The organism is Pseudarthrobacter sp. TRD_SC_9 (genome assembly GCF_055361265.1).
Map to the genome: position 1 here is coordinate 1531160 of NZ_CM143956.1, position 19287 is coordinate 1550446.

The 19287-nt window shown below is 63.2% G+C and carries 21 protein-coding genes; 16 read left to right on the plus strand and 5 right to left on the minus strand.

Features of this window, described 5'->3' with window-relative positions:
- The first annotated feature begins 23 nt into the window (after window positions 1–23).
- Window positions 24–968, plus strand: coding sequence for a diaminopimelate epimerase (gene dapF, locus ACWA13_RS07215; RefSeq protein ID WP_463937463.1), 945 nt, complete (start codon window positions 24–26; stop codon window positions 966–968).
- On the opposite strand, the gene ACWA13_RS07220 is transcribed toward dapF, so the two are convergent.
- Window positions 949–1563, minus strand: coding sequence for a class I SAM-dependent methyltransferase (locus ACWA13_RS07220; protein ID WP_463937464.1), 615 nt, complete (start codon window positions 1561–1563; stop codon window positions 949–951). The two genes, dapF and ACWA13_RS07220, sit on opposite strands and share 20 nt — an antisense overlap.
- Window positions 1564–2063: 500 nt before the next feature.
- Here ACWA13_RS07220 and hflX point away from each other — a divergent pair, with 500 nt between their 5' ends.
- On the plus strand, window positions 2064–3635 hold the full coding sequence (gene hflX, locus ACWA13_RS07225) for a GTPase HflX (RefSeq protein WP_463937465.1): 1572 nt from the start codon (window positions 2064–2066) through the stop codon (window positions 3633–3635).
- Window positions 3628–5691, plus strand: a complete 2064-nt coding sequence (locus ACWA13_RS07230) for an ATP-dependent DNA helicase (protein WP_463937466.1) — start codon at window positions 3628–3630, stop codon at window positions 5689–5691. The genes hflX and ACWA13_RS07230 overlap by 8 nt, the downstream gene beginning before the upstream one ends.
- 51 nt (window positions 5692–5742) lie before the next feature.
- Here the strand turns inward: ACWA13_RS07230 and lexA are convergent, their stop codons facing one another.
- Window positions 5743–6486 (minus strand): transcriptional repressor LexA, encoded by a 744-nt coding sequence (lexA, locus tag ACWA13_RS07235; protein ID WP_463937467.1) that lies wholly within the window; start codon window positions 6484–6486, stop codon window positions 5743–5745.
- Between the two features lie 368 nt (window positions 6487–6854).
- Between lexA and ACWA13_RS07240 the strand changes: the two genes are divergently transcribed.
- The 8 genes from ACWA13_RS07240 (at window position 6855) to ACWA13_RS07275 (ending at window position 13100) form a co-directional block, all read left to right on the plus strand.
- Window positions 6855–7217 (plus strand): LysM peptidoglycan-binding domain-containing protein, encoded by a 363-nt coding sequence (locus ACWA13_RS07240; RefSeq protein ID WP_463937865.1) that lies wholly within the window; start codon window positions 6855–6857, stop codon window positions 7215–7217.
- 88 nt (window positions 7218–7305) lie between these two features.
- Entirely contained in the window at window positions 7306–8424 is a 1119-nt protein-coding gene (locus ACWA13_RS07245) for a histidinol-phosphate transaminase (protein ID WP_463937468.1), read from the plus strand.
- Window positions 8425–8477: 53 nt separating this feature from the next.
- Window positions 8478–9104, plus strand: coding sequence for an imidazoleglycerol-phosphate dehydratase HisB (gene hisB, locus ACWA13_RS07250; protein ID WP_463937469.1), 627 nt, complete (start codon window positions 8478–8480; stop codon window positions 9102–9104).
- On the plus strand, window positions 9101–9844 hold the full coding sequence (hisH, locus tag ACWA13_RS07255) for an imidazole glycerol phosphate synthase subunit HisH (RefSeq protein WP_463937470.1): 744 nt from the start codon (window positions 9101–9103) through the stop codon (window positions 9842–9844). The genes hisB and hisH overlap by 4 nt, the downstream gene beginning before the upstream one ends.
- Complete coding sequence (locus tag ACWA13_RS07260; protein WP_463937471.1) at window positions 9845–10003, plus strand: hypothetical protein; 159 nt, start codon at window positions 9845–9847, stop codon at window positions 10001–10003.
- 59 nt (window positions 10004–10062) lie between these two features.
- Window positions 10063–10809 carry a bifunctional 1-(5-phosphoribosyl)-5-((5-phosphoribosylamino)methylideneamino)imidazole-4-carboxamide isomerase/phosphoribosylanthranilate isomerase PriA gene (gene priA / locus ACWA13_RS07265; protein ID WP_463937472.1) on the plus strand — a complete coding sequence of 249 codons (747 nt, stop codon included), beginning with the start codon at window positions 10063–10065 and terminating at the stop codon, window positions 10807–10809.
- 31 nt (window positions 10810–10840) lie between these two features.
- Window positions 10841–11737 (plus strand): SseB family protein, encoded by an 897-nt coding sequence (locus ACWA13_RS07270; protein WP_463937473.1) that lies wholly within the window; start codon window positions 10841–10843, stop codon window positions 11735–11737.
- 58 nt (window positions 11738–11795) lie between these two features.
- The gene (locus ACWA13_RS07275; protein ID WP_463937474.1) at window positions 11796–13100 is read left to right on the plus strand and encodes an MFS transporter; all 1305 of its coding nucleotides are present in this window, start codon (window positions 11796–11798) and stop codon (window positions 13098–13100) included.
- Window positions 13101–13188: 88 nt separating this feature from the next.
- Here ACWA13_RS07275 and ACWA13_RS07280 read toward each other — a convergent pair whose 3' ends face one another.
- Complete coding sequence (locus ACWA13_RS07280; RefSeq protein ID WP_463937475.1) at window positions 13189–13578, minus strand: DUF1844 domain-containing protein; 390 nt, start codon at window positions 13576–13578, stop codon at window positions 13189–13191.
- A gap of 382 nt (window positions 13579–13960) precedes the next feature.
- Between ACWA13_RS07280 and infC the strand changes: the two genes are divergently transcribed.
- The 4 genes from infC to ACWA13_RS07300 all read left to right on the plus strand — a co-directional run bounded on the left by infC (window position 13961) and on the right by ACWA13_RS07300 (window position 16826).
- The gene (gene infC / locus ACWA13_RS07285) at window positions 13961–14989 is read left to right on the plus strand and encodes a translation initiation factor IF-3 (RefSeq protein ID WP_463937476.1); all 1029 of its coding nucleotides are present in this window, start codon (window positions 13961–13963) and stop codon (window positions 14987–14989) included.
- Window positions 14990–15102: 113 nt separating this feature from the next.
- Complete coding sequence (gene rpmI / locus ACWA13_RS07290; protein ID WP_003798720.1) at window positions 15103–15297, plus strand: 50S ribosomal protein L35; 195 nt, start codon at window positions 15103–15105, stop codon at window positions 15295–15297.
- Between the two features lie 115 nt (window positions 15298–15412).
- Window positions 15413–15862 (plus strand): 50S ribosomal protein L20, encoded by a 450-nt coding sequence (gene rplT / locus ACWA13_RS07295; protein WP_463937477.1) that lies wholly within the window; start codon window positions 15413–15415, stop codon window positions 15860–15862.
- 64 nt (window positions 15863–15926) lie between these two features.
- A complete protein-coding gene (locus ACWA13_RS07300; RefSeq protein WP_463937478.1) occupies window positions 15927–16826 on the plus strand; it encodes a TrmH family RNA methyltransferase in 900 nt (299 codons plus the stop codon).
- A gap of 127 nt (window positions 16827–16953) precedes the next feature.
- Here ACWA13_RS07300 and ACWA13_RS07305 read toward each other — a convergent pair whose 3' ends face one another.
- The gene (locus ACWA13_RS07305) at window positions 16954–17223 is read right to left on the minus strand and encodes a GlsB/YeaQ/YmgE family stress response membrane protein (protein ID WP_330186976.1); all 270 of its coding nucleotides are present in this window, start codon (window positions 17221–17223) and stop codon (window positions 16954–16956) included.
- 157 nt (window positions 17224–17380) lie between these two features.
- Complete coding sequence (locus ACWA13_RS07310) at window positions 17381–18589, minus strand: MFS transporter (RefSeq protein WP_463937479.1); 1209 nt, start codon at window positions 18587–18589, stop codon at window positions 17381–17383.
- Window positions 18590–18732: 143 nt separating this feature from the next.
- Here ACWA13_RS07310 and ACWA13_RS07315 point away from each other — a divergent pair, with 143 nt between their 5' ends.
- On the plus strand, window positions 18733–19185 hold the full coding sequence (locus ACWA13_RS07315; protein ID WP_463937480.1) for a (deoxy)nucleoside triphosphate pyrophosphohydrolase: 453 nt from the start codon (window positions 18733–18735) through the stop codon (window positions 19183–19185).
- Window positions 19186–19287: the final 102 nt, after the last annotated feature.

Below are 19287 nucleotides of genomic sequence, written 5' to 3' on the forward strand. Positions count from 1 at the left end.
AGGCTCCCCGGTAGGCTGGAATTATGGATGCAACAGCCGCAGTGACCCGTGAGTCCGTAAAGCCGCAGCTGGCGGGCCTTGACTTCGCCAAGGGCCACGGAACCGGGAACGACTTTGTGCTGATCGCAGATCCCGACGGTGCCCGGACCATCACCCCGGAGCAAGTTGCCGTGATTTGCGACCGGCACCGGGGGATTGGCGCTGACGGCCTGATCCGTGCCGTCCCGTCGCGGTTCCTTCCCGAGGGGCAGGAATTGCTCGCTGCCAACCCGCACGTGGAATGGTTTATGGATTACCGGAACGGGGACGGCTCGCTTTCCGAAATGTGCGGCAACGGTGTCCGGGTATTCGTACACTTCCTTCGGACTGAGGGCTTCATCAGTCTCGCCGACGGGGAGTCGATCACCATCGGAACCCGCGGTGGTCTCAAGACTGTCGTGCGCACCGGCGGGAACTATGCGGTGGACATGGGTCCCTGGTCGTTCATCTACCCCGGCGAGGCTGCCGCTAAAGCCATGGACTCGACCGTCACGGCTGATGGTCTTTCCGTTCCCCGCCCAGCGCTTTCTGTGAGTATGGGAAACCCGCACACCGTGGTTGCCCTGGCTGAACTTGCAGAGCTGTCCGCTACCAGGCTGTATGAGGCCCCCGTTGTTGAACCTGTTCCAGGCCAGGGCACGAATGTTGAGTTCGTGGTGCCTTCGGAACCACTGGTCCACGACGGTGTCGGCAGCATCACCATGCGTGTCCATGAGCGCGGCGTGGGGGAGACGCAGTCCTGCGGCACGGGTGCTTGCGCCGCAGCGGTAGCCATTCGGCACTGGGCAGGCGCGGGCGCACCGGACGCCTGGAACGTCCATGTTCCGGGCGGAGTTGTAGGGGTCAAGTTCTTCGCCGGCCCCGAAGGGCACGAACACGTCGAACTCAGCGGACCTGCCGTGATTGTGGCTAGAGGGCAGCTTTCCTGACCCGCAGGATGCGGAACGATTTTGCCGTGCTTTCCCGGGTTACGGAGTAGCTGGCGTCCAAGGTCTCGGCCAGCCAGCGCTGCAGTGAATCCGCACCAAGATTCTTCTGGACCACCAGCCAGGCCGCGCCCCCTGGGGCGAGCCTGGGCAGCCATTGCACGAGCAGGGCATGCAGGCCGTCCTTGCCGATCCGGATCGGTGGGTTGGACCAGATGGTGTCAAAGCGAAGCTCCGGGTCCACCGATTCCGGAGTTCCTGCGATGACGTTTTCCAGGCCCAGCCGTGCAGCGTTCTCATTGGTCAAGATGACGCAGCGTTCGTTGACGTCTACGGCATAGACGCGGGCGTGGGGTGCCTGGAGGGCCATGGTGAGGGCTATGGGTCCCCAGCCACAGCCGATGTCCAGCAGGTTGCCCGTCGGTGCGGGCGGCGGAACCTCGGAGAGCAGGATGGCCGTGCCCTTGTCGACTCCGTCCGGGCTGAAGATACCTGTGGAGGTCTGCAGATGGCGCGTGTGCCCTGCGAGCTCGACGGTGAGCGGCTTGCGCTGGAAGGGCCCGGCGGGCGATGCCGTGAAATAGTGTGCAGACTCCATAATGGGCCAGACTAGTATCGGCCATGGCCGAATACGAATCGTGGGCTGCAGGCATTCCTGCCGGACAAGCCCATGCGCCTTCCGCTACCGGAGCCTCTGCTTCCACTCTGCTAGGATTGGAACCATGATTTTGATTTTCCAGTAGCTGAGGCTTTCCCTTCAGTGGCGATGCAGGCCTCGACCGGCTTTCCGCCGTCGTCGTCGTGATCCTTTTCCGGCGACTTTCCCAGCAATCCATGAGCGGACCTAATACCGCCTTGGCCGGAGAATCAAGAAACTTTTAGCCCTGGAGACGCGTTTTGCGGATGTCGCGGGCGTCCCTTCGTTGGCTGCTCCGGCCACCTAAGAACCGCCACTCCTCATCAGGAATGAGCTTTGCTCCTGGAGGGCGCGGCAAACAGGAGAACCCCATGAGCCAATCCCGTCAGCCCAGCGCGAATTCCGTGCCACAACAACCCAATCGGCACTATTCTGGAAGTGTCACACCCCTAAAGGAGACCATGAGCACACAGCAGAGTACCGGACCCGATCCGTCAGCCCAGGACCTCAGTCCTGCGGAAATCCAGGCGGTCATCGACCGGATCCTGTCAAAGGATGTTCCTGCCCGCGGCACTGACGCCGCCGGCCGGGAGTCGGAAGACGGCGTCTTTGGCAGGGCGCAGGCCATTTCACGGCAAGATGGGGAACACAGCGAGTACGACGGCGACCAGCAGGATCTGCAGGACCGCCGCGCACTGCGTCGTACCGCGGGCTTGTCAACGGAACTCGAAGACGTCACCGAGGTCGAATACCGCCAGCTACGGCTGGAACGGGTAGTACTTGCAGGGCTGTGGACTGAAGGTACCTTGGCTGACGCAGAAAACTCGCTGCGTGAACTTGCAGCCCTGGCCGAAACTGCGGGCTCGGAAGTCCTTGACGGGCTCGTCCAGCGGCGCAGCAAACCTGATCCCGGGACCTTCCTGGGCTCGGGCAAGGCGCAGGAACTCAAGGACATCGTGATGGCCACGGGCGCAGATACTGTCGTGGTGGATGCTGAACTTGCTCCATCCCAGCGCCGTGGGCTTGAGGACATCGTCAAGGTCAAGGTCATTGACCGAACCGCCCTGATTCTGGATATTTTCGCCCAGCATGCGAAGAGCCGCGAGGGCAAGGCCCAGGTGGAACTGGCCCAGCTCGAATACCTGTTGCCGCGCCTGCGTGGCTGGGGTGAGTCAATGTCCCGTCAGGCCGGCGGACAAATCGGCGGGGCCGGTGCCGGCATGGGCTCGCGTGGTCCTGGTGAAACCAAGATTGAGCTGGACCGCCGGCGTATCCGCACCCGGATGGCCAAACTCCGCCGCGAGATTGCTGCAATGAAGCCGGCACGGGAAACCAAGCGGGCCAACCGCCGTCGGAATTCCGTTCCGTCCGTTGCTATCGCCGGATACACCAACGCAGGCAAGTCGTCACTGCTTAACCGCCTTACGGATGCCGGTGTCCTGGTGGAAAACGCCCTCTTCGCCACCCTGGACCCCACCGTGCGCAAGGCAGAGACCGCAGACGGGTTGAACTACACGCTGGCAGACACCGTTGGATTCGTCCGGTCGCTGCCTACCCAGCTGGTGGAGGCCTTCCGTTCGACGCTGGAGGAGGTGGCAGATTCTGACCTGATCCTGCATGTCGTTGACGTTTCGCATCCGGATCCGGAAGGCCAGATCGCTGCCGTCCGCAAGGTCTTCAGCGAGGTGGATGCGCGCAAGGTGCCCGAGATCATCGTCCTCAACAAGGCCGACGCCGCCGATCCCTTTGTCGTGGAGCGGCTCAAGCAGCGCGAGCCGCGGCACGTGGTGGTATCAGCCCGGACCGGCGAAGGAGTTCCGGAGTTGCTGCGCGCCATCAGCGAATCCATTCCTCGGCCCGGTGTCAAGCTGGAACTGCTGATCCCCTATGACCGCGGTGACCTGGTCAGCAAGTTGCACGACTCGGACGTTGAGATCCTCAGCATGGAGCACGAGGAAACAGGTACCCGTGCCCTCGTGAAGGTGCGCGAAGGACTCGCCGCGGAGCTGGAACCGTTCATCAGCAATGACTGAGGTGGCGGCCAGCGAAACGCAACGTCCCGTTAAGAGCGCTGTCGAGCAGTTCGTCCTGGAACTGCTCGACAGGGCTGTTGACGGGATGGGCGGCCAGAGCCGCGCCGGCCAGCATCAGATGGCGCGCGAGGTAGCCCGCGCCATCGAAACCGGCGAACACCTGCTGGTGCAGGCCGGCACTGGAACGGGTAAGTCCCTGGCTTACCTCATCCCGCTCATTGCGCATTCGCTGGTCAGTAATAAGCCAACGCTGGTTTCCACCGCCACGCTTGCGCTGCAGACGCAGATCGTGGGCAGGGACCTGCCGAGGCTTCTGAAAACCCTCACTCCGGCACTGGAGCGGCCTGTCAAGGTGGCGCTCGTGAAAGGCCGCGCCAACTACGTTTGCCGGCATAAGCTCGAAGGCGGGTTCCCTTCCGAGGAGCCGTCTGAAGGGCAGCTCTTCTCGCTCGGCGAGGACACCAGCGTTCCGCACTTCGCCGCGGCGGTTGGCGGGCCTTCTTCTGCCCTTGGCAAGGAAGTCGTCAGGCTCCGCGAATGGGCCGGGAAGACCGCCACCGGAGACCGGGACGAGCTCCTGCCTGGCGTAACGGACCGTGCCTGGCGGCAGGTTTCCGTGACGTCAATGGAATGCCTCGGCGCCCAGAAGTGCCCGCTTGCCGAGGAATGCTTCAGTGAGCTGGCCCGCCAGGATGCCGCGGACGCCGACGTTGTGGTGACCAACCATGCCATGCTCGCTGTCAGTGCTTTCGAAGGTCTGGCGGTGCTGCCGGAGTATGACGTTGTGGTCGTGGATGAAGCGCATGAACTCCAGGACCGGGTGACCGGCGCCGTCTCAGGCCAGCTCTCGGTGGCGATGGTTCATGCTGCAGCAGCTGGTGCCCGGAAACATACGGCCATCACGGTCGACGCCCTCAACGCCGCGGCGGCCAACCTCGAACTCTCCCTCGTCGGGGCCGCCAATGGACTCCTTCCCAATGGGCTCAACGAGGAGCAGTTGGACTGCGTGGACCAGGTGCGTGAGGCCTGCCGCGGCGCGCTTTCGGACTCCAAAGGGGACAGTTCGGCAACTGCCGACGGCGGACGGCAGCTCGCGCGATCGCGGCTGTTGGTGATCCTGGAGCTTTGTGAGCGGCTGTTGCTGGCGCGTGAGAACCGCGAAGTGGTGTGGATATCCCGCGCCAGTTCCTTCGATCCGCAGCAGGGCTACGGGCAGCCTGATGACTCCGCGCCGGCGCTGATCAACATTGCGCCGCTGAGTGTGGCAGGCAAGTTGCGGGAGGGGTTGTTTGCCGGCCATACCGTGGTGCTCACTTCAGCCACCCTTGCGATTGGTTCGGCGTTCGAACCTACTGCCGGCGGCCTTGGGCTGGTGGGGGAAGGCGCCCCGGCGTGGACGGGCATTGATGTAGGCTCGCCCTTCGATTACCCCAAGCAGGGGATCCTGTACGTTGCAGGCCACCTGCCCAAACCGGGCAGGGGTACCTCGCCGGAGGCCCTGGATGAGCTTGAAGCCCTCATCAAGGCGTCCGCCGGCGGGGCCCTGTGCCTGTTCTCCTCGCGACGGGCAGCGGAAGAGGCCGCCGAGGCCATGCGTGGCAGGCTGGGCGTGAAAATTCTCTGCCAGGGGGAGTCCACCATGACTGGCCTGGTTAAGCAGTTCGGCGACGAAAGGGATACCTGCCTGTTCGGCACCATGTCCTTGTGGCAGGGCGTCGATGTCCCTGGAGATTCGTGCCGGCTCGTTGTCATTGACCGCATACCGTTCCCGCGTCCCGATGATCCACTGATGACTGCACGGTCGCGTTCAGTTGCCCAGGCAGGCGGCAACGGCTTCATGGCAGTGTCCGCCACGCATGCGGCCGTCCGGCTCGCACAGGGAGCCGGACGCTTGATCCGCTCCACACGGGACCGGGGAGTAGTGGCCGTTCTGGACTCGCGGCTTTCTACCGAACGCTACGGAAACTTCCTGCGATCAGCGCTGCCGCCGTTCTGGCCCACGCGTGATGCGAAGATCGCCTATGCGGCGCTGGCGAGGCTGGCTGAGGGAAAGTAAGGGTTCCCCGGACTGAGCCGGGGAACCCCTCGCGTTTGGGAAGCGCAGCAACTACAGCGAACGCAGGACCGAAACGACCTTGCCCATGATGCTGGCGTGGTCGCCCAGAATGGGCTCGTACTGTGTATTCTGCGGCAGCAGCCATGTGTGGCCATCGCGTTGGCGAAAAGTCTTAACGGTGGCTTCGTCATCGAGCAGGGCAGCCACTATATCGCCGTTGCTGGCATCACTTTGCCGTCGGACCACTACCCAGTCACCGTCACAGATGGCTGCATCGATCATTGAATCTCCGGCGACCCGAAGCATAAACAATTCGCCCTGGCCAACCAGCTGGCGGGGCAGCGGCATGACGTCTTCCACCAGCTGGTCCGCGAGAATGGGCCCGCCGGCGGCGATACGGCCCACCAGCGGAACCATGGCGGTATCGACGGCCGTGGGCAACTGTGTGACAGTGGCGGCAGGGGCTGCGCCATGCTCCGGCGTGGCTGCTGCTCCCTTTCCGTTTCCACCGTCCAGGGTCAGCGGCATCAGCACTTCCATTGCCCGGGGCCGCTTGGGATCCCGCCGGAGGTAACCGAGCTTCTCCAACTGGGAAAGCTGGTGCGTGACGCTGGACAGGCTGGCCAGCCCCACGGTATCTCCGATTTCGCGCATGGACGGCGGATAACCATTGTCGTTAACAGAACGCTGAATCGTCTCGAGAATTTTCTTCTGTCGGGCCGTGAGGCCCTTTGAGGCGCGGGCAGCCGGTACGTTCCGGGACGTCGGCTTGCCTCCCGTGGCCTGTGTTGCCATGTGGTACCCGTGCCTTTCCAGCCAAAATGTCACACCCCGCTGATGGACTGCAGTGGTGGTTGTTTCTCTTCACCCAACGTAGGCCAGCCACACAGTTTTTTCAAACATTTGTTCTAGCGAGTCTCGACAATGTTCGTTCATAGGTGCTAAAACTGAACAAAGCAATCTTCGAATATGTATTCGAGTCGCGTCGCCTGGTTCGGTTCTTTGTTCGAACGGCGGTCGGGGCGCAGATGGCCGGCCCAGCAGGGACGGTATATGTCGGGCAGCATCGCAGGTCCAGGAGGGCTCAGTCCATGTCAGCTGTAACTGTTATTCACGACGGAGGTTTCCGCAGCCGGATTTCCACCGCGCCCGGCCGCCACTTCATGCGCCAGACGTCAAGGATGCGTTCCCAGCAAAGCCCGGGGAACGCACCCTTGCGCCTTACCCGGCGCGGCCAGGTGGTATTGATGGGGGTACCTCTGCTGGTCCTGGCCGCATTGTTGCTGAGTCTGGCCGGATTTCTGCTTTCCCCGGCGAAGGCATCGGATTCAGCCCAGGACCTTTCGGTAACGCCGACAGTCACTGTCGTCGTCCAGCCCGGTTCTTCCCTTTGGGGGATTGCGTCCGCTGTAGCTCCGGACCGGGACCCGCGGGACGTTGTGGCAGAGATCGTCCAGCTGAACAATCTCGCCGGTGGAACCGTGGTCCCCGGACAGCAGCTGTTTGTGCCGACAGGCAAGGACTGACCCCTCGTCCCTGACGCATGGCAGCCAACTTGAGCTGGCATACCGTCACAGTTTCCGCGCCCAGGCCGGGCAGACTTAAGCTTGTACGGTGAGTGAAAAGTTTGAGCGCCTAAATCGACTTCCCTTGCGGAATAACCTCCGCGGGCTTTCTCCGTATGGAGCGCCGCAGTTGGATGTTCCCATCCTCCTGAACGTGAATGAGAACACGCACGGCGTTCCCCTGGAAGTGCAGGCCGCTATCGCGGAGGCAGTCACCGCCGCTGCCGCTGGCCTCAACAGGTATCCGGACCGTGAATTCACCGAGCTCCGGAGCAAGCTGGCCGAGTATCTGGGGCACGGTCTTACTGCAGACAATATCTGGGCAGCCAACGGCTCGAATGAGGTTCTGCAGCAGATTCTCCAGGCCTTCGGTGGGCCGGGCCGGTCCGCCCTGGGATTTCCTCCCACGTATTCCATGTATCCCCTCCTGGCCAGCGGCACGGACACCGCGTACCTGAGGGGGCAGCGTACTGATGACTACGGCCTCAGCGCGGAGTCGGCCGCGCGGCAGGTCCGCGAGCTGCGGCCCGGCATCGTCTTCCTCTGCTCACCCAACAATCCAACCGGCACGGGGCTGGGGCTGGACGTCGTGGAAGCTGTCTACGATGCCGGTGAGGACAGTCAGACAATTGTGATCGTGGATGAGGCTTACCACGAGTTCGCCCACGACGGAACGCCGAGCGCCCTGACACTGCTCCCGGGACGGGAACGGCTGATTGTCTCCCGCACCATGAGCAAGGCCTTTGCCCTGGCCGGTGCCCGGCTTGGTTACATGGCGGCCGCTCCGGAGGTCACCGATGCTTTGCGGCTGGTGCGGCTGCCCTACCACCTGTCCGCTATCACGCAGGCAACGGCCTTGGCGGCCCTGGAACACCGCGAGGCGCTGATGGCTGACGTTGAGGACATCAAACGCCAGCGGGACAGGATCGTGGAGGGTCTGCTGCGGCTGGGCCTCAAGCCGGCCGCGTCGGACTCCAACTACGTCTTCTTTGGCGGTCTGGAGAACCCGCACGAGGTATGGCAGGGACTCCTGGATGCCGGAGTGCTGATCCGGGACGTCGGCATTGCGGGCCACCTTCGGGTCACCGCCGGAACTGAGAGCGAAACCACAGCCTTCCTGACTTCTCTTGAAGAAATCCTGGCCGGAGCCGCCCGGCTTCCGGCATAAACTGGAATAAGCCAGTTCACGCCTTTATTACCATCCCTAAAGGACACTTCACCATGAGCAATGCCGGTTCCAACGCCGTCCAGGCCCGGACCGCACGCCTCGAGCGTGCCACCAGCGAATCGTCCGTCCTGGTGGAGATTAACCTCGATGGCACCGGAGTTTCGGATATCAGCACCTCGGTCCCGTTCTACGACCACATGCTGACGGCACTGTCCAAGCACTCGTTGATCGACATGACTGTTAAAGCAACAGGTGACACCCACATCGACGTCCACCACACCGTCGAGGACGTTGCTATTACTTTCGGCGAAGTGCTGCGCGAAGCCCTTGGCTCCAAGGCGGGTATCCGGCGTTTCGGTGAGGCTACAGTTCCGTTGGACGAAGCCCTTGCCCACGCGGTGGTGGATGTTTCCGGCCGGCCCTATCTCGTCCATGGCGGCGAACCGGCAGGCCAGGAGTACCACCTGATTGGCGGCCACTTCACCGGGTCCCTGACCCGCCATGTCTTTGAGGCCATGACCCTGCATGCCGGGATATGCCTGCACATGAACGTACTCGCGGGCCGGGACCCTCATCACATCGTCGAGGCCCAATTCAAGGCCTTTGCCCGAGCGCTCCGGGCCGCTGTTGAATCCGATCCACGCGTAGACGGTATTCCTTCCACCAAGGGGGCATTATGAGCGGCCAAGTCCTTCGTAATGGGGCTGTGACCGATCCTTCGGCAAGCCGCAAGCCGGAGTCCCCTGATGGGAAACCTACGGTTACCGTCCTGGACTACGGTTCGGGTAACGTCCGTTCAGCCGTCCGCGCCCTGGAACGCGCCGGTGCCCACGTGCTGCTGAGCTCCAAGCCGGAGGACGTTCTCAATGCCGATGGCCTCGTGGTACCGGGTGTGGGTGCTTTTGAGACCGTGATGAACGAACTCCAGGCAGTGAACGCTATCCGGCTGATCGGCCGCCGCGTTGCCGGCGGGCGGCCGGTCCTCGCCATCTGTGTGGGGCTACAGGTTCTCTTCGAAGCGGGAGTCGAGCACGGCACAGAAGCGCCGGGCATGGGCGAATGGCCCGGCAAGGTTGAGGCTCTTCGGGCAGAAGTGGTCCCGCACATGGGCTGGAACACCGTCAAGGTGCCGGAAGGATCGCGGCTGTTTTCCGGCGTCGAGGATGAACGCTTCTACTTTGTGCACTCCTATGGCGTCCAGGAGTGGAACTTCGATGTCATCCAGCCGAGGATGGCAGCGCCGTTGGTCACCTGGTCCGAGCACGGCGGTCCGTTTATTGCCGCCGTAGAGAACGGGCCGTTGTGCGCCACGCAGTTCCACCCGGAGAAGTCCGGCGATGCCGGTGCCCGCCTGCTGCGCAACTGGGTTGACGGACTGCGCCGTCCGTCAAGGGAACAACCCGCCGGCGGGGCGTCCTGAATGTGGTCGATTGTCCTGATGGGCCTCGGTGGCCTGCTGGTTGGCGGGGCATTGTCCTTCCGCCAGCAGGGTAAGCCGTTATGGACTCAGGTTTCGTTCTTCGTACTGGCAGGAATGGCGCTCCTGGCTGCCTACCTGCTGACACTGCCGGCCGCCTGAGCTGAACTTTTGAACCGGGCTGCTGCAGACCCGGCTGCACAAACTAACTGAGGACTGAGATGACCACTGCAACAGATCTGCCCGTGCTGGAACTGCTTCCGGCCGTCGACGTCGTTAACGGCCAGACCGTCCGGCTTGTCCAGGGCGAGGCCGGCAGCGAAACCAGCTACGGGACGCCCCTCGAAGCGGCCCTGAACTGGCAGGAGCAGGGTGCCGAGTGGGTGCATCTGGTGGATTTGGACGCAGCCTTTGGACGGGGTTCCAATGCTGAGCTGCTCCGGGAAGTGGTTGGCCGCCTGGACATCAAGGTGGAACTCTCCGGCGGTCTCCGTGATGACGCCTCCCTCGAAGCAGCACTGGATCTGGGCGTCGCCCGCGTGAACCTTGGCACCGCCGCCCTGGAGAACCCGGAATGGACCCGGCGCGTTATCGAGCGCTTTGGCGACCGGATCGCCGTCGGACTGGATGTCCGCGGAACGACGCTGGCGGGGCGTGGCTGGACCAGGGAGGGCGGTGACCTCTGGGAGGTGCTGGCCAGATTGGAGGACGCCGGCTGCGCCCGCTACGTTGTCACCGACGTCACCAAGGATGGCACTTTGCAGGGACCCAACGTGGAACTGTTGCGCCAGATGGTGGAGAAGACCAACAAACCCGTGATCGCGTCCGGCGGGATTTCCAGCCTGGCCGACCTCGCCGCCCTTCGTGCGCTGGTTCCACTGGGAGTGGAAGGGGCGATCGTGGGCAAGGCGCTGTACGCCCCCGCGTTTACGCTCCCTGAAGCACTCGACGTTGCAGGGCGTCGTTAAGCGGCCGCGGATTAACAGTCCGGAGAGCAGCATGAGCAGCGGGGACGACAACTCTCTGAACACCGCCAAAGGTCCCGCCAGGCACTTGCCCGGTCACATTGCCGCCGCCCTGGCAGGCGCAGGAGGTGCCACCGATTCCGCCGGCCGGCCGTGGGCGGGCAGGAGCCTTGCCGGCGATGACGCCAGCATCCATAACTTTGATGACGACGACGGCGCCGCGAACCCTGATTACGTGGCCGCAAAGGCAGCCCTGCACGCCGGATCGGGCAGCGAAGAGGACGTCGTTGCTGCCCTTGCTGCCGCGCGCGTTTTCGTTCCCATAGTTGCAACAGTTGCCGAGGAAGCCACCGGTGCCGGTGGCCTGGTGGCGGACAAGCAAGCCGACATGGCCCTGGTGACGTTGCAGGCTGCGGACGGCCGGAAAGCCTTGCCGGTCTTCACCAGCTCCGAAGCCCTGGCGCAATGGCATCCCCAGGCCAGGCCCGTTGCCGTCTATGCTGCGCGGGCGGCGCTGTCCGCTGTAGCCGAAGGCGCCGAACTGATGGTCCTGGACCCAGGCAGTCCCGCGCCATTTGTCCTGCGCCGTCCGGCCGTTTGGTCCCTGGCGCAGCAGAAGCCCTGGCAGCCGTCCTACACGGATGCTGAGGTCGTGGAAGCCATGGCCGGAACTTTGGCCGGCCACGATGCAGTCCGCCGCCTGGAGATCCTTCCCGGCGGAGGAGTCGCCACTGCCGCTGCGGACGGAACCACAGTCCCGGGAGGCGGTGCCGGACCTGAGCTCCGGGCTGTCCTGTACCTGGAGGACGGTCTCGACGCAGCTGCACTGCAAGCACTGGTGTCAAACCTCCACGCAGGGTGGGCTCAGAATGTATTGTTTGCAGAGCGCGTTGATTCAATCGAGATCAAGATCAGGCGCGCTTCGCAATAGCTTTCGGTCAGTGGGGTGATCCTCGTGCTGCCCGGGAGCAGACCAAAAGGACACACTGGTGAACTTCGCCCTCTACCGTGAACTGCTGGCCATCAGGGCCATTCGGCGGCTGCTGCTGGTCGGCATGGTTGCCCGGATACCACACTCTGCAGCAGGGGTGCTGCTGACCCTGCACATTGTGCTGACTTTGGGCGAAGGTTATGCAGCCGCCGGAGCAGCAGCGGCGGTCATGACCATCGGCATAGCAGTGGGTGCACCCTGGCGGGGCCGTCGGGTCGATACCGTTGGGCTTCGCCGTGCGCTGGTCCCTTCCGTGGTGTCCGAGACGGTGATCTGGTCCATCGTTCCGCACGTGAGCTACCAGTGGCTGCTCCCGCTGGTCTTCGTCGGAGGCCTGCTGACCCTGCCGATCTTCAGCGTGGTGCGACAGTCGCTGGGAGTTCTCGCCGACGGCGACCAGCGCCGGACCGCTTTTGCGTTGGATTCCATCACCACCGAGGTGGTCTTCATGATCGGCCCCGCGGTGGGTGCCATCATCGCCACGACCGGCAACAGTGTTATCGGCCTGACCATTGTTGGCGTCTCCACCTCCCTCGCGGGTCTGTTCCTCATGTGGTTCAACCCGCCTACACGCAGCATCGCACCCCTGCCGGCCATGGCGGAGGAACAGCTTCATGCAGCGGAAGTGGCGGCGGTGTCGGCCGCGCCGGCGCACCTGCCCGAAGCCGCTGCGGAGATTGCTCCGGCAGCACGGCACACCACCGAAGGCACCTCCCCGGGGTTGAGGTCCCGGATGGCGCGGAACTTCACCTGGTTCACAGCCAGCGTCGGCGCAGTCTTCGCTGTGGCGGCCGGGACCGGGATGGTGCTCAGTGGCACCGACGTCGGGATCGTGGCAGCACTGGAACTCACGGACCGGCAGGGTGAGATCGGGATTGTCTTTCTTTTTTGGTGCGCTGCCTCTGTCGTCGGTGGCGTGCTTTACGGCGCCATGCACCGGCCGGTCTCGCCCATTCTGCTGTTGCTGGGCATGGCTGCCCTGAGTATCCCCATGGGCTTTGCGCAGGGCACCTGGGATCTGGCCCTGCTGTCCATTGCGCCGGGGCTTTTGTGCGCTCCGGTGTTGTCCGCAGCATCGGAAAAGGTAGCGGAACTTGTGGCCGAAGACCGCAGGGGAGAAGCCATGGGCTGGTATGGCTCAGCGCTGACGTCGGGCGTCGCGCTGGGGGCACCGCTGGCAGGGGTCTTCATCGACTCCATTGGTCCCTCGGGAGGTTTCGTAGCCGTGGGAACGGCCGGCGTTCTAGTCTGCATGGTCGGGCTGCTGCTCCAAGCATTGCGTCGCCGCCGGCTTCCGGTGTGAGGCGATCACCACTACATCAGGAAATAACGACGGCGGCATGTCCCGGAAAGGGGACATGCCGCCGTCGCTGGTACTGCTTCAGTAAGTATCAGTTAACCGGTCCGGTGAACTTCTCACCAGGGCCCTTGCCGGGTGCGTCCGGAATAATGGATTCCTCACGGAACGCAAGCTGCAGGGAACGCAGGCCGTCGCGCAACGGGCCGGCGTGCTGGGAGCCGATTTCGGGAGCCGCGGCGGTGACCAGTCCGGCGAGTGCCGTGATCAGCTTGCGCGCTTCGTCAAGATCCTTGAGCTCAGCTGCGTTCTCTTCCTCGGCGAGGCCAAGTTTCACTGCCGATGCGCTCATAAGGTGGACCGCCGCCGTCGTAATAACCTCGATGGCGGGGACTTCCGCAATGTCCCGGATCTGCTGCGCGACGCCGGTAGTTGTCTCTTCCGGGGCTTGGTAAATGTGTGAATTACTGTCTGGGGTGGTCATACTGGTAAGCTTGTCACAGACCGACTGAATGTCGTTATTTTGCGATGAACGGAACCCGGACCGCTATGTGCCCCGGGATCCTTTATTTGTGAATGATCATCAGTTTGCAAGCGGAGTTCTCTCCCACCCGCGTCAGCCGTTGTTCCAGGATCCGTTCCAGGGGCGCAAGGTTGCCGGGTACAGGTCGGCGTCTATCGGTACAGCCGTTAGATTGGTTGGTGCTTTGGGCTTAGCTCTCAGTTTCAGCAGTTCCGATCTTCGAGGCCTTCGATTGCTCCGGCAATTGGAGGCCTTCTCTGTTTGCCGGTGGAATACCAACAACGAACACAGGAGCTTTAACATTAGCGAGCCAAGAATCAATGAGCGTATCCGCGTCCCCGAGGTGCGGCTGGTCGGCCCTGCAGGTGAACAGGTAGGAATCGTCCGTATTGAGGATGCCCTGCGTTTGGCTGCCGAGTCCGACCTTGATCTCGTTGAAGTAGCACCTCAGGCGAAGCCTCCGGTGTGCAAGCTGATGGACTTCGGCAAGTACAAGTACGAGGCCGCCGTCAAGGCACGTGAAGCCCGGAAGAACCAGACCAACACGGTCCTGAAGGAAATCCGCTTCCGCCTGAAGATCGACACTCACGACTATGAGACCAAGCGCGGCCACGCCCTGCGCTTCCTCGGCGCCGGAGACAAGGTCAAGGCCATGATCCAGTTCCGCGGCCGCGAACAGCAGCGTCCGGAGATGGGCATCCGCCTGCTTCAGCGTTTCGCTGAAGATGTTGCAGAAGTGGGCGTTGTGGAATCCAGCCCCCGCATCGACGGCCGCAACATGGTGATGGTGGTCGGCCCGTTGAAGAACAAGGCCGAAGCCAAGGCAGAGGCCCGCCGCGCTACGCAGCGTGCAGAAGCCAAGGCCCAGAACGAAGCCAAGGCCTCCGGCCGCGTGGACGTCTCGGGTGATGACAGTGCACCGCTGACGCAGTCGTTGGCAGATCTTTTGCCGGAGGGCTTCACGGTCAATTCCGAGCCCGAGGCTCCCGCTGAGGAAGCAGTGCAGCCGGCCGCGGCGGAAGCTGCTGCCGAGCCGCGTGCAGAGGAAGCCCAGGAGGCTGCTCCGGCGGAAGCTCCGAAGGCTGCGCCCAAGGCTGAAGCTCCGAAGGCTGCTCCGAAGGCTGAAGCTCCGAAGGCTGCTCCGAAGGCTGAAGCTCCGAAGGCTGCGCCCAAGGCTGAGGCTCCGAAGGCTGCGCCCAAGGCTGAGGCTCCGAAGGCTGCCCCCAAGGCCGAAGCTCCGAAGGCTGCCCCGGCTCCGGCCCCTAAGCCGGCAGTTCCTGCGCCCATGCCTAGGCCTGTTGCCAAGCCTGGGGTTCCTAAGCCCGCGGCAAGGCCCGCAGCGCCCAAGCCGGCTGGCAAGAAGACCAACTAGTCAAGCTGACCGGGTTCCGCCCGGTCAGTCAGCAACCAGCACGCCTCCTCCAGGGGAGGCTGCGCGATTGAACTGCAGACCTCGTCTGCGGACACGTAAGGAGATCGGTTCCCATGCCGAAGATGAAGACCCACAGCGGCGCCAAGAAGCGCTTCAAGCTGACCGGTACCGGCAAGCTGCGCCGCCAGCAGGCCAACCGCCGCCACTACCTCGAGCACAAGTCCAGCCGGCTTACCCGCCGCCTGGCCGGTGACAAGATCGTCTTCAAGGGCGACGCCAAGGTCATCCGGAAGATGCTCGGCATCTAAGTTCCAAGTTCCTGACTCTGCCACCTGGCAGTTGTCAACTACCAAACAGCCTTCTCAGGCCGCCGGGAGACCGGCAGTAGATGCTTGGGATATGAATTTTTGAAGGAGTACGCACGTGGCACGTGTGAAGAGGGCGGTAAACGCCCACAAGAAGCGCCGGGTTATCCTTGAGCGGGCCAAAGGCTACCGCGGTCAGCGTTCGCGCCTGTACCGCAAGGCCAAAGAGCAGCTGCTGCACTCGTTTGTGTACAGCTACGGCGACCGCAAGAAGAAGAAGGGTGACTTCCGTCGCCTGTGGATCCAGCGTATCAATGCTGCATCCCGCGCTAACGGCCTGACCTACAACCGACTGATCCAGGGCCTCAAGGCCGCTGAGGTCGAGGTTGACCGCCGCATGCTTGCAGAGCTGGCCGTCTCCGACGCCAACGCCTTTGCTGCGCTGGTCAAGGTTGCCAAGGACTCGCTGCCGGCGGACACTTCCGCTCCGGCCGTGGCCGTCGAAGCAGCCCCGGCTCCCAAGGCCAAAGCTGCCAAGAAGCCTGCCGCCAAGACGGCTGCCGAGTAAGCTGACTCAAGCTCCAGATTTAGCCCGTTCAAGAACCTGCTGCAACAGCAACTAAAGTTCTTGTATGAACGAAACCGGGCGCCCGCAAGACTTTCCACTCTCCAATCCCCGAGCCGATCGGGTGAGGGAAGTGGCAAAGCTTGCAGGGCGCCCGGCCCGTTTAAGGCGGGGCCGCTTTATTGCCGAGGGTCCGCAGGCAGTCCGGGAAGCGCTCCTGTTGCACCAGGCCAGGCTGAAGGCCGGGGGAGAGGGTGTGGTGGTCGAGGTCTACGCCAGCGAGGCCTGCCTGGACAAGTTTCCCGAGTTTGAAGGGCTTGCCGCGGGAACCGACGCCAGGATTGCCACAGAGGAAGTCCTTTCCGCCATGGCAGACACCGTCAACCCCCAGGGGATCGTGGCTGTGTGCCGGTTCGTTGACGTCACCCTCGACTCAGTGCTCGACGGCGGTCCGCGCCTCATTGCGGTTCTTTGCCAGGTGCGGGATCCGGGCAATGCAGGAACTGTCCTCCGTGCCGCGGACGCTGCAGGTGCTGACGCGGTAGTCCTTACCGGGTCAAGCGTAGATATTTATAACCCGAAGGCCGTCCGCTCAACGGCCGGCTCTTTGTTCCACCTGCCCGTGGTGCTTGGCGCCGACGTTACCGAGCTGGCCGGAAAGCTTCGGGACCGCGGCATCGGGATCCTTGCCGCTGATGGCTACGGCACGCTGAACCTGGACCAGCTTCAGGACGAAAATGCCGCACGGCGGCTGGGCGCCGCCGGCAAGGCCTCCGATTTTCCCCTGGAATCGCCTACGGCCTGGTTCTTCGGCAACGAGGCCCAAGGTCTTTCGGAAGAAGAGCTCGCACTGGCTGACCACCGGGTGGCCGTCCCGGTATATGGTGCTGCGGAGAGCCTGAACCTGGGCACTGCGGCCACCGTTTGCCTTTACGCCAGCGCGCGGTCACAGCGGCCCGCCCGTTGATCCGGGTAGGGTAGGCAAGGCCAGTGGCCTGAGCCACTAAGTATCCAACTGAAACTGAAGCTTAAAGATGTTGAAGGCTCCCACCCGAACGGGTGGGAGCCTTCAACTGTTCTTGAAACGGCAGTGGTTAGGTTGTGGTTTTGTTCCGTCCGGTGATGGCTCCATAGATGCCGGCTACAACCAAGCCGCCGACAATAGCAAGAAGCCAGGAACCGATGTTCCAGAATTCCATCCGGCCGCCGCCGAACAGAAGATCACCGATCCAACCGCCGACGATGGCGCCGACGACGCCCAGCACGAGGCTGGTGACCCAGCCGCCGCCCACCCTGCCGGGCATGACGGCCTTGACGATGGCTCCAACGATGAGTCCGAGAATGATCCAGCCTAGAAAGCCCATATCTCCTCCTACATGTTCGTCGGGATGGTGTCTTCCCGATGATGCTTCAAGCTAACACACAGCACCCCTATTGTCAGCATACTTATTGTACGTCGGATGCGTGTCCCGGGCGCCTGCTGGAAGCGTATGTCCGGGTGCCAAGCGGATTGGTCCTTGGTCAGGACACCAGTGGCTTCTTCCGTTCCAGGTAGCCGCTGAAGAGGGCGACTGCCAGGCCAAGGACGGCCAGGACCGCCCCAACGAGTGCCGGGGCCACATAGCCCCAGCCCCACGCAATAACCAGGCCGCCCAGGAAAGCGCCAAGCGCATTAGCGACGTTGAGGGCCGCGTGATTCAGTGAGGATGCCAGCGACGGCGCATCAGGGGACGCGTCCAGGAGTCTGGTCTGCAGCGCGGGCACCAGCATCGACCCCGCTGCGCCTACCACGAAGACCATCAGGAAGGCGCTCCAGGGCCAGTGGACGGCGATCGCGTAGACCACCAGAGCGACGGCAATGCCTGGCAGGACACGGTAAATGGTCCCCATCACCGATCTGTCTGCCAGCCGGCCGCCGACGACGTTGCCGGCCACCATGCCAAGCCCGTACAGGGCTACGACGATCGGAATCCAGGTTGATGGCATTCCGGCCACCAGGGTCATGGTGTGGGCGATATAGGTATAGGTGGCGAAGAAACCGCCGAAGCCAACAACGCCTATGAGGATTGCCAGCCAGACCTGGATGCGGCGCAAGGCGCCGAGTTCCCGCCGGATACTCGCATCCGGGTGTGCCTCCTGGAATGGGACGAACCTCCAGATCATGGCAAGCGTGACGAACCCCAGGAAGGCGACCATGACGAACAGCAAGCGCCAGCCAAAGGTCTGCCCAACCCAGGTGGCGAGGGGCACCCCGACGACGTTGGAGACGGAAAGGCCCGCCATGACCATGGAGATCGCCCAGCCACGTCGGCTTGGCGCCACCAGTGAAGCGCCGATGACCGCGGCAACGCCGAAAAATGCCCCGTGGGGAAGCCCCGAAACGAAGCGCGAGATCAGCATGGTGGCGTAGTCGGGTGCGATGAACGAGGACAGGTTGGCGATGGTGAAGACCATCATCAATCCGAGTGCAAGATGCTTACGCGGCATCCGCGCTCCGACGGCGGCCAGCAGCGGCGCCCCGACCACCACGCCCAAGGCATACGCCGAGATCAGGTGGCCTGCCTCGGGAGTGCTGATCCGAAGGCCCTTCTCAACCTCCGTCAGCAAACCCATCATGGTGAATTCCGTAACGCCGATTCCGACGCCTCCCATGGCCAGCGCCAGGATTGCCCAGGCAAGGTTAAAGGATGGCGCCGGGCGAAGGGTATCCGACTTTAATGACTGCGTCATGAACCTGCATTTCGAAGTGTGTAAGGGAAGAGTTCCAGAGGAGATGCCGCCGAAGCCATGGACCGGCAGGCACCCCTAGATCCTATGGCAGCAACAACCCCGTAGCCGGATTCCTTCCCGTAGTCGCCGCGTACACTGAGCCGGTGACTGAACTTATACATGTAGTGGGCGGGGCGGTGCTGGATTCGCTGGACGCACCTACCCGGCTGCTGGTAGCCCGGCGGACGGCACCGGAACGCTTTGCCGGGATGTGGGAATTCCCAGGCGGCAAAGTCGAGCAGGGCGAGGAGCCGCGGCAGGCCTTGCACCGCGAGTTGAAGGAAGAACTGGGTATCGAGGTCCGGCTGGGGACGGAACTGCCCGCAGGTGCCCCCCTGGGCTGGCCACTGAATGAGAAGGCGGTCATGCGCGTGTGGTTTGCCCAGATCACTTCGGGTGAGCCGCAACCGCTGGAAGACCACGATGAACTGCGCTGGGTCAGCCTCCTGGATGGTGATGAAGCTCTCGCCCTTCCCTGGATTCCGGCTGACCTCCCGATTGTCCGTGCGCTGCAGCAATACCTGGACGCAACGGCACCCCGTACTGCTGGGCGCTGAATTTTAGAACGGTCATCGACCTGAATAGCGTGCTGCAGTTCGATTTTCGGCATCGTCTGGTGGCTTGGCAGAATAATTAGCTTGGACGTGGTACGCCGCGAC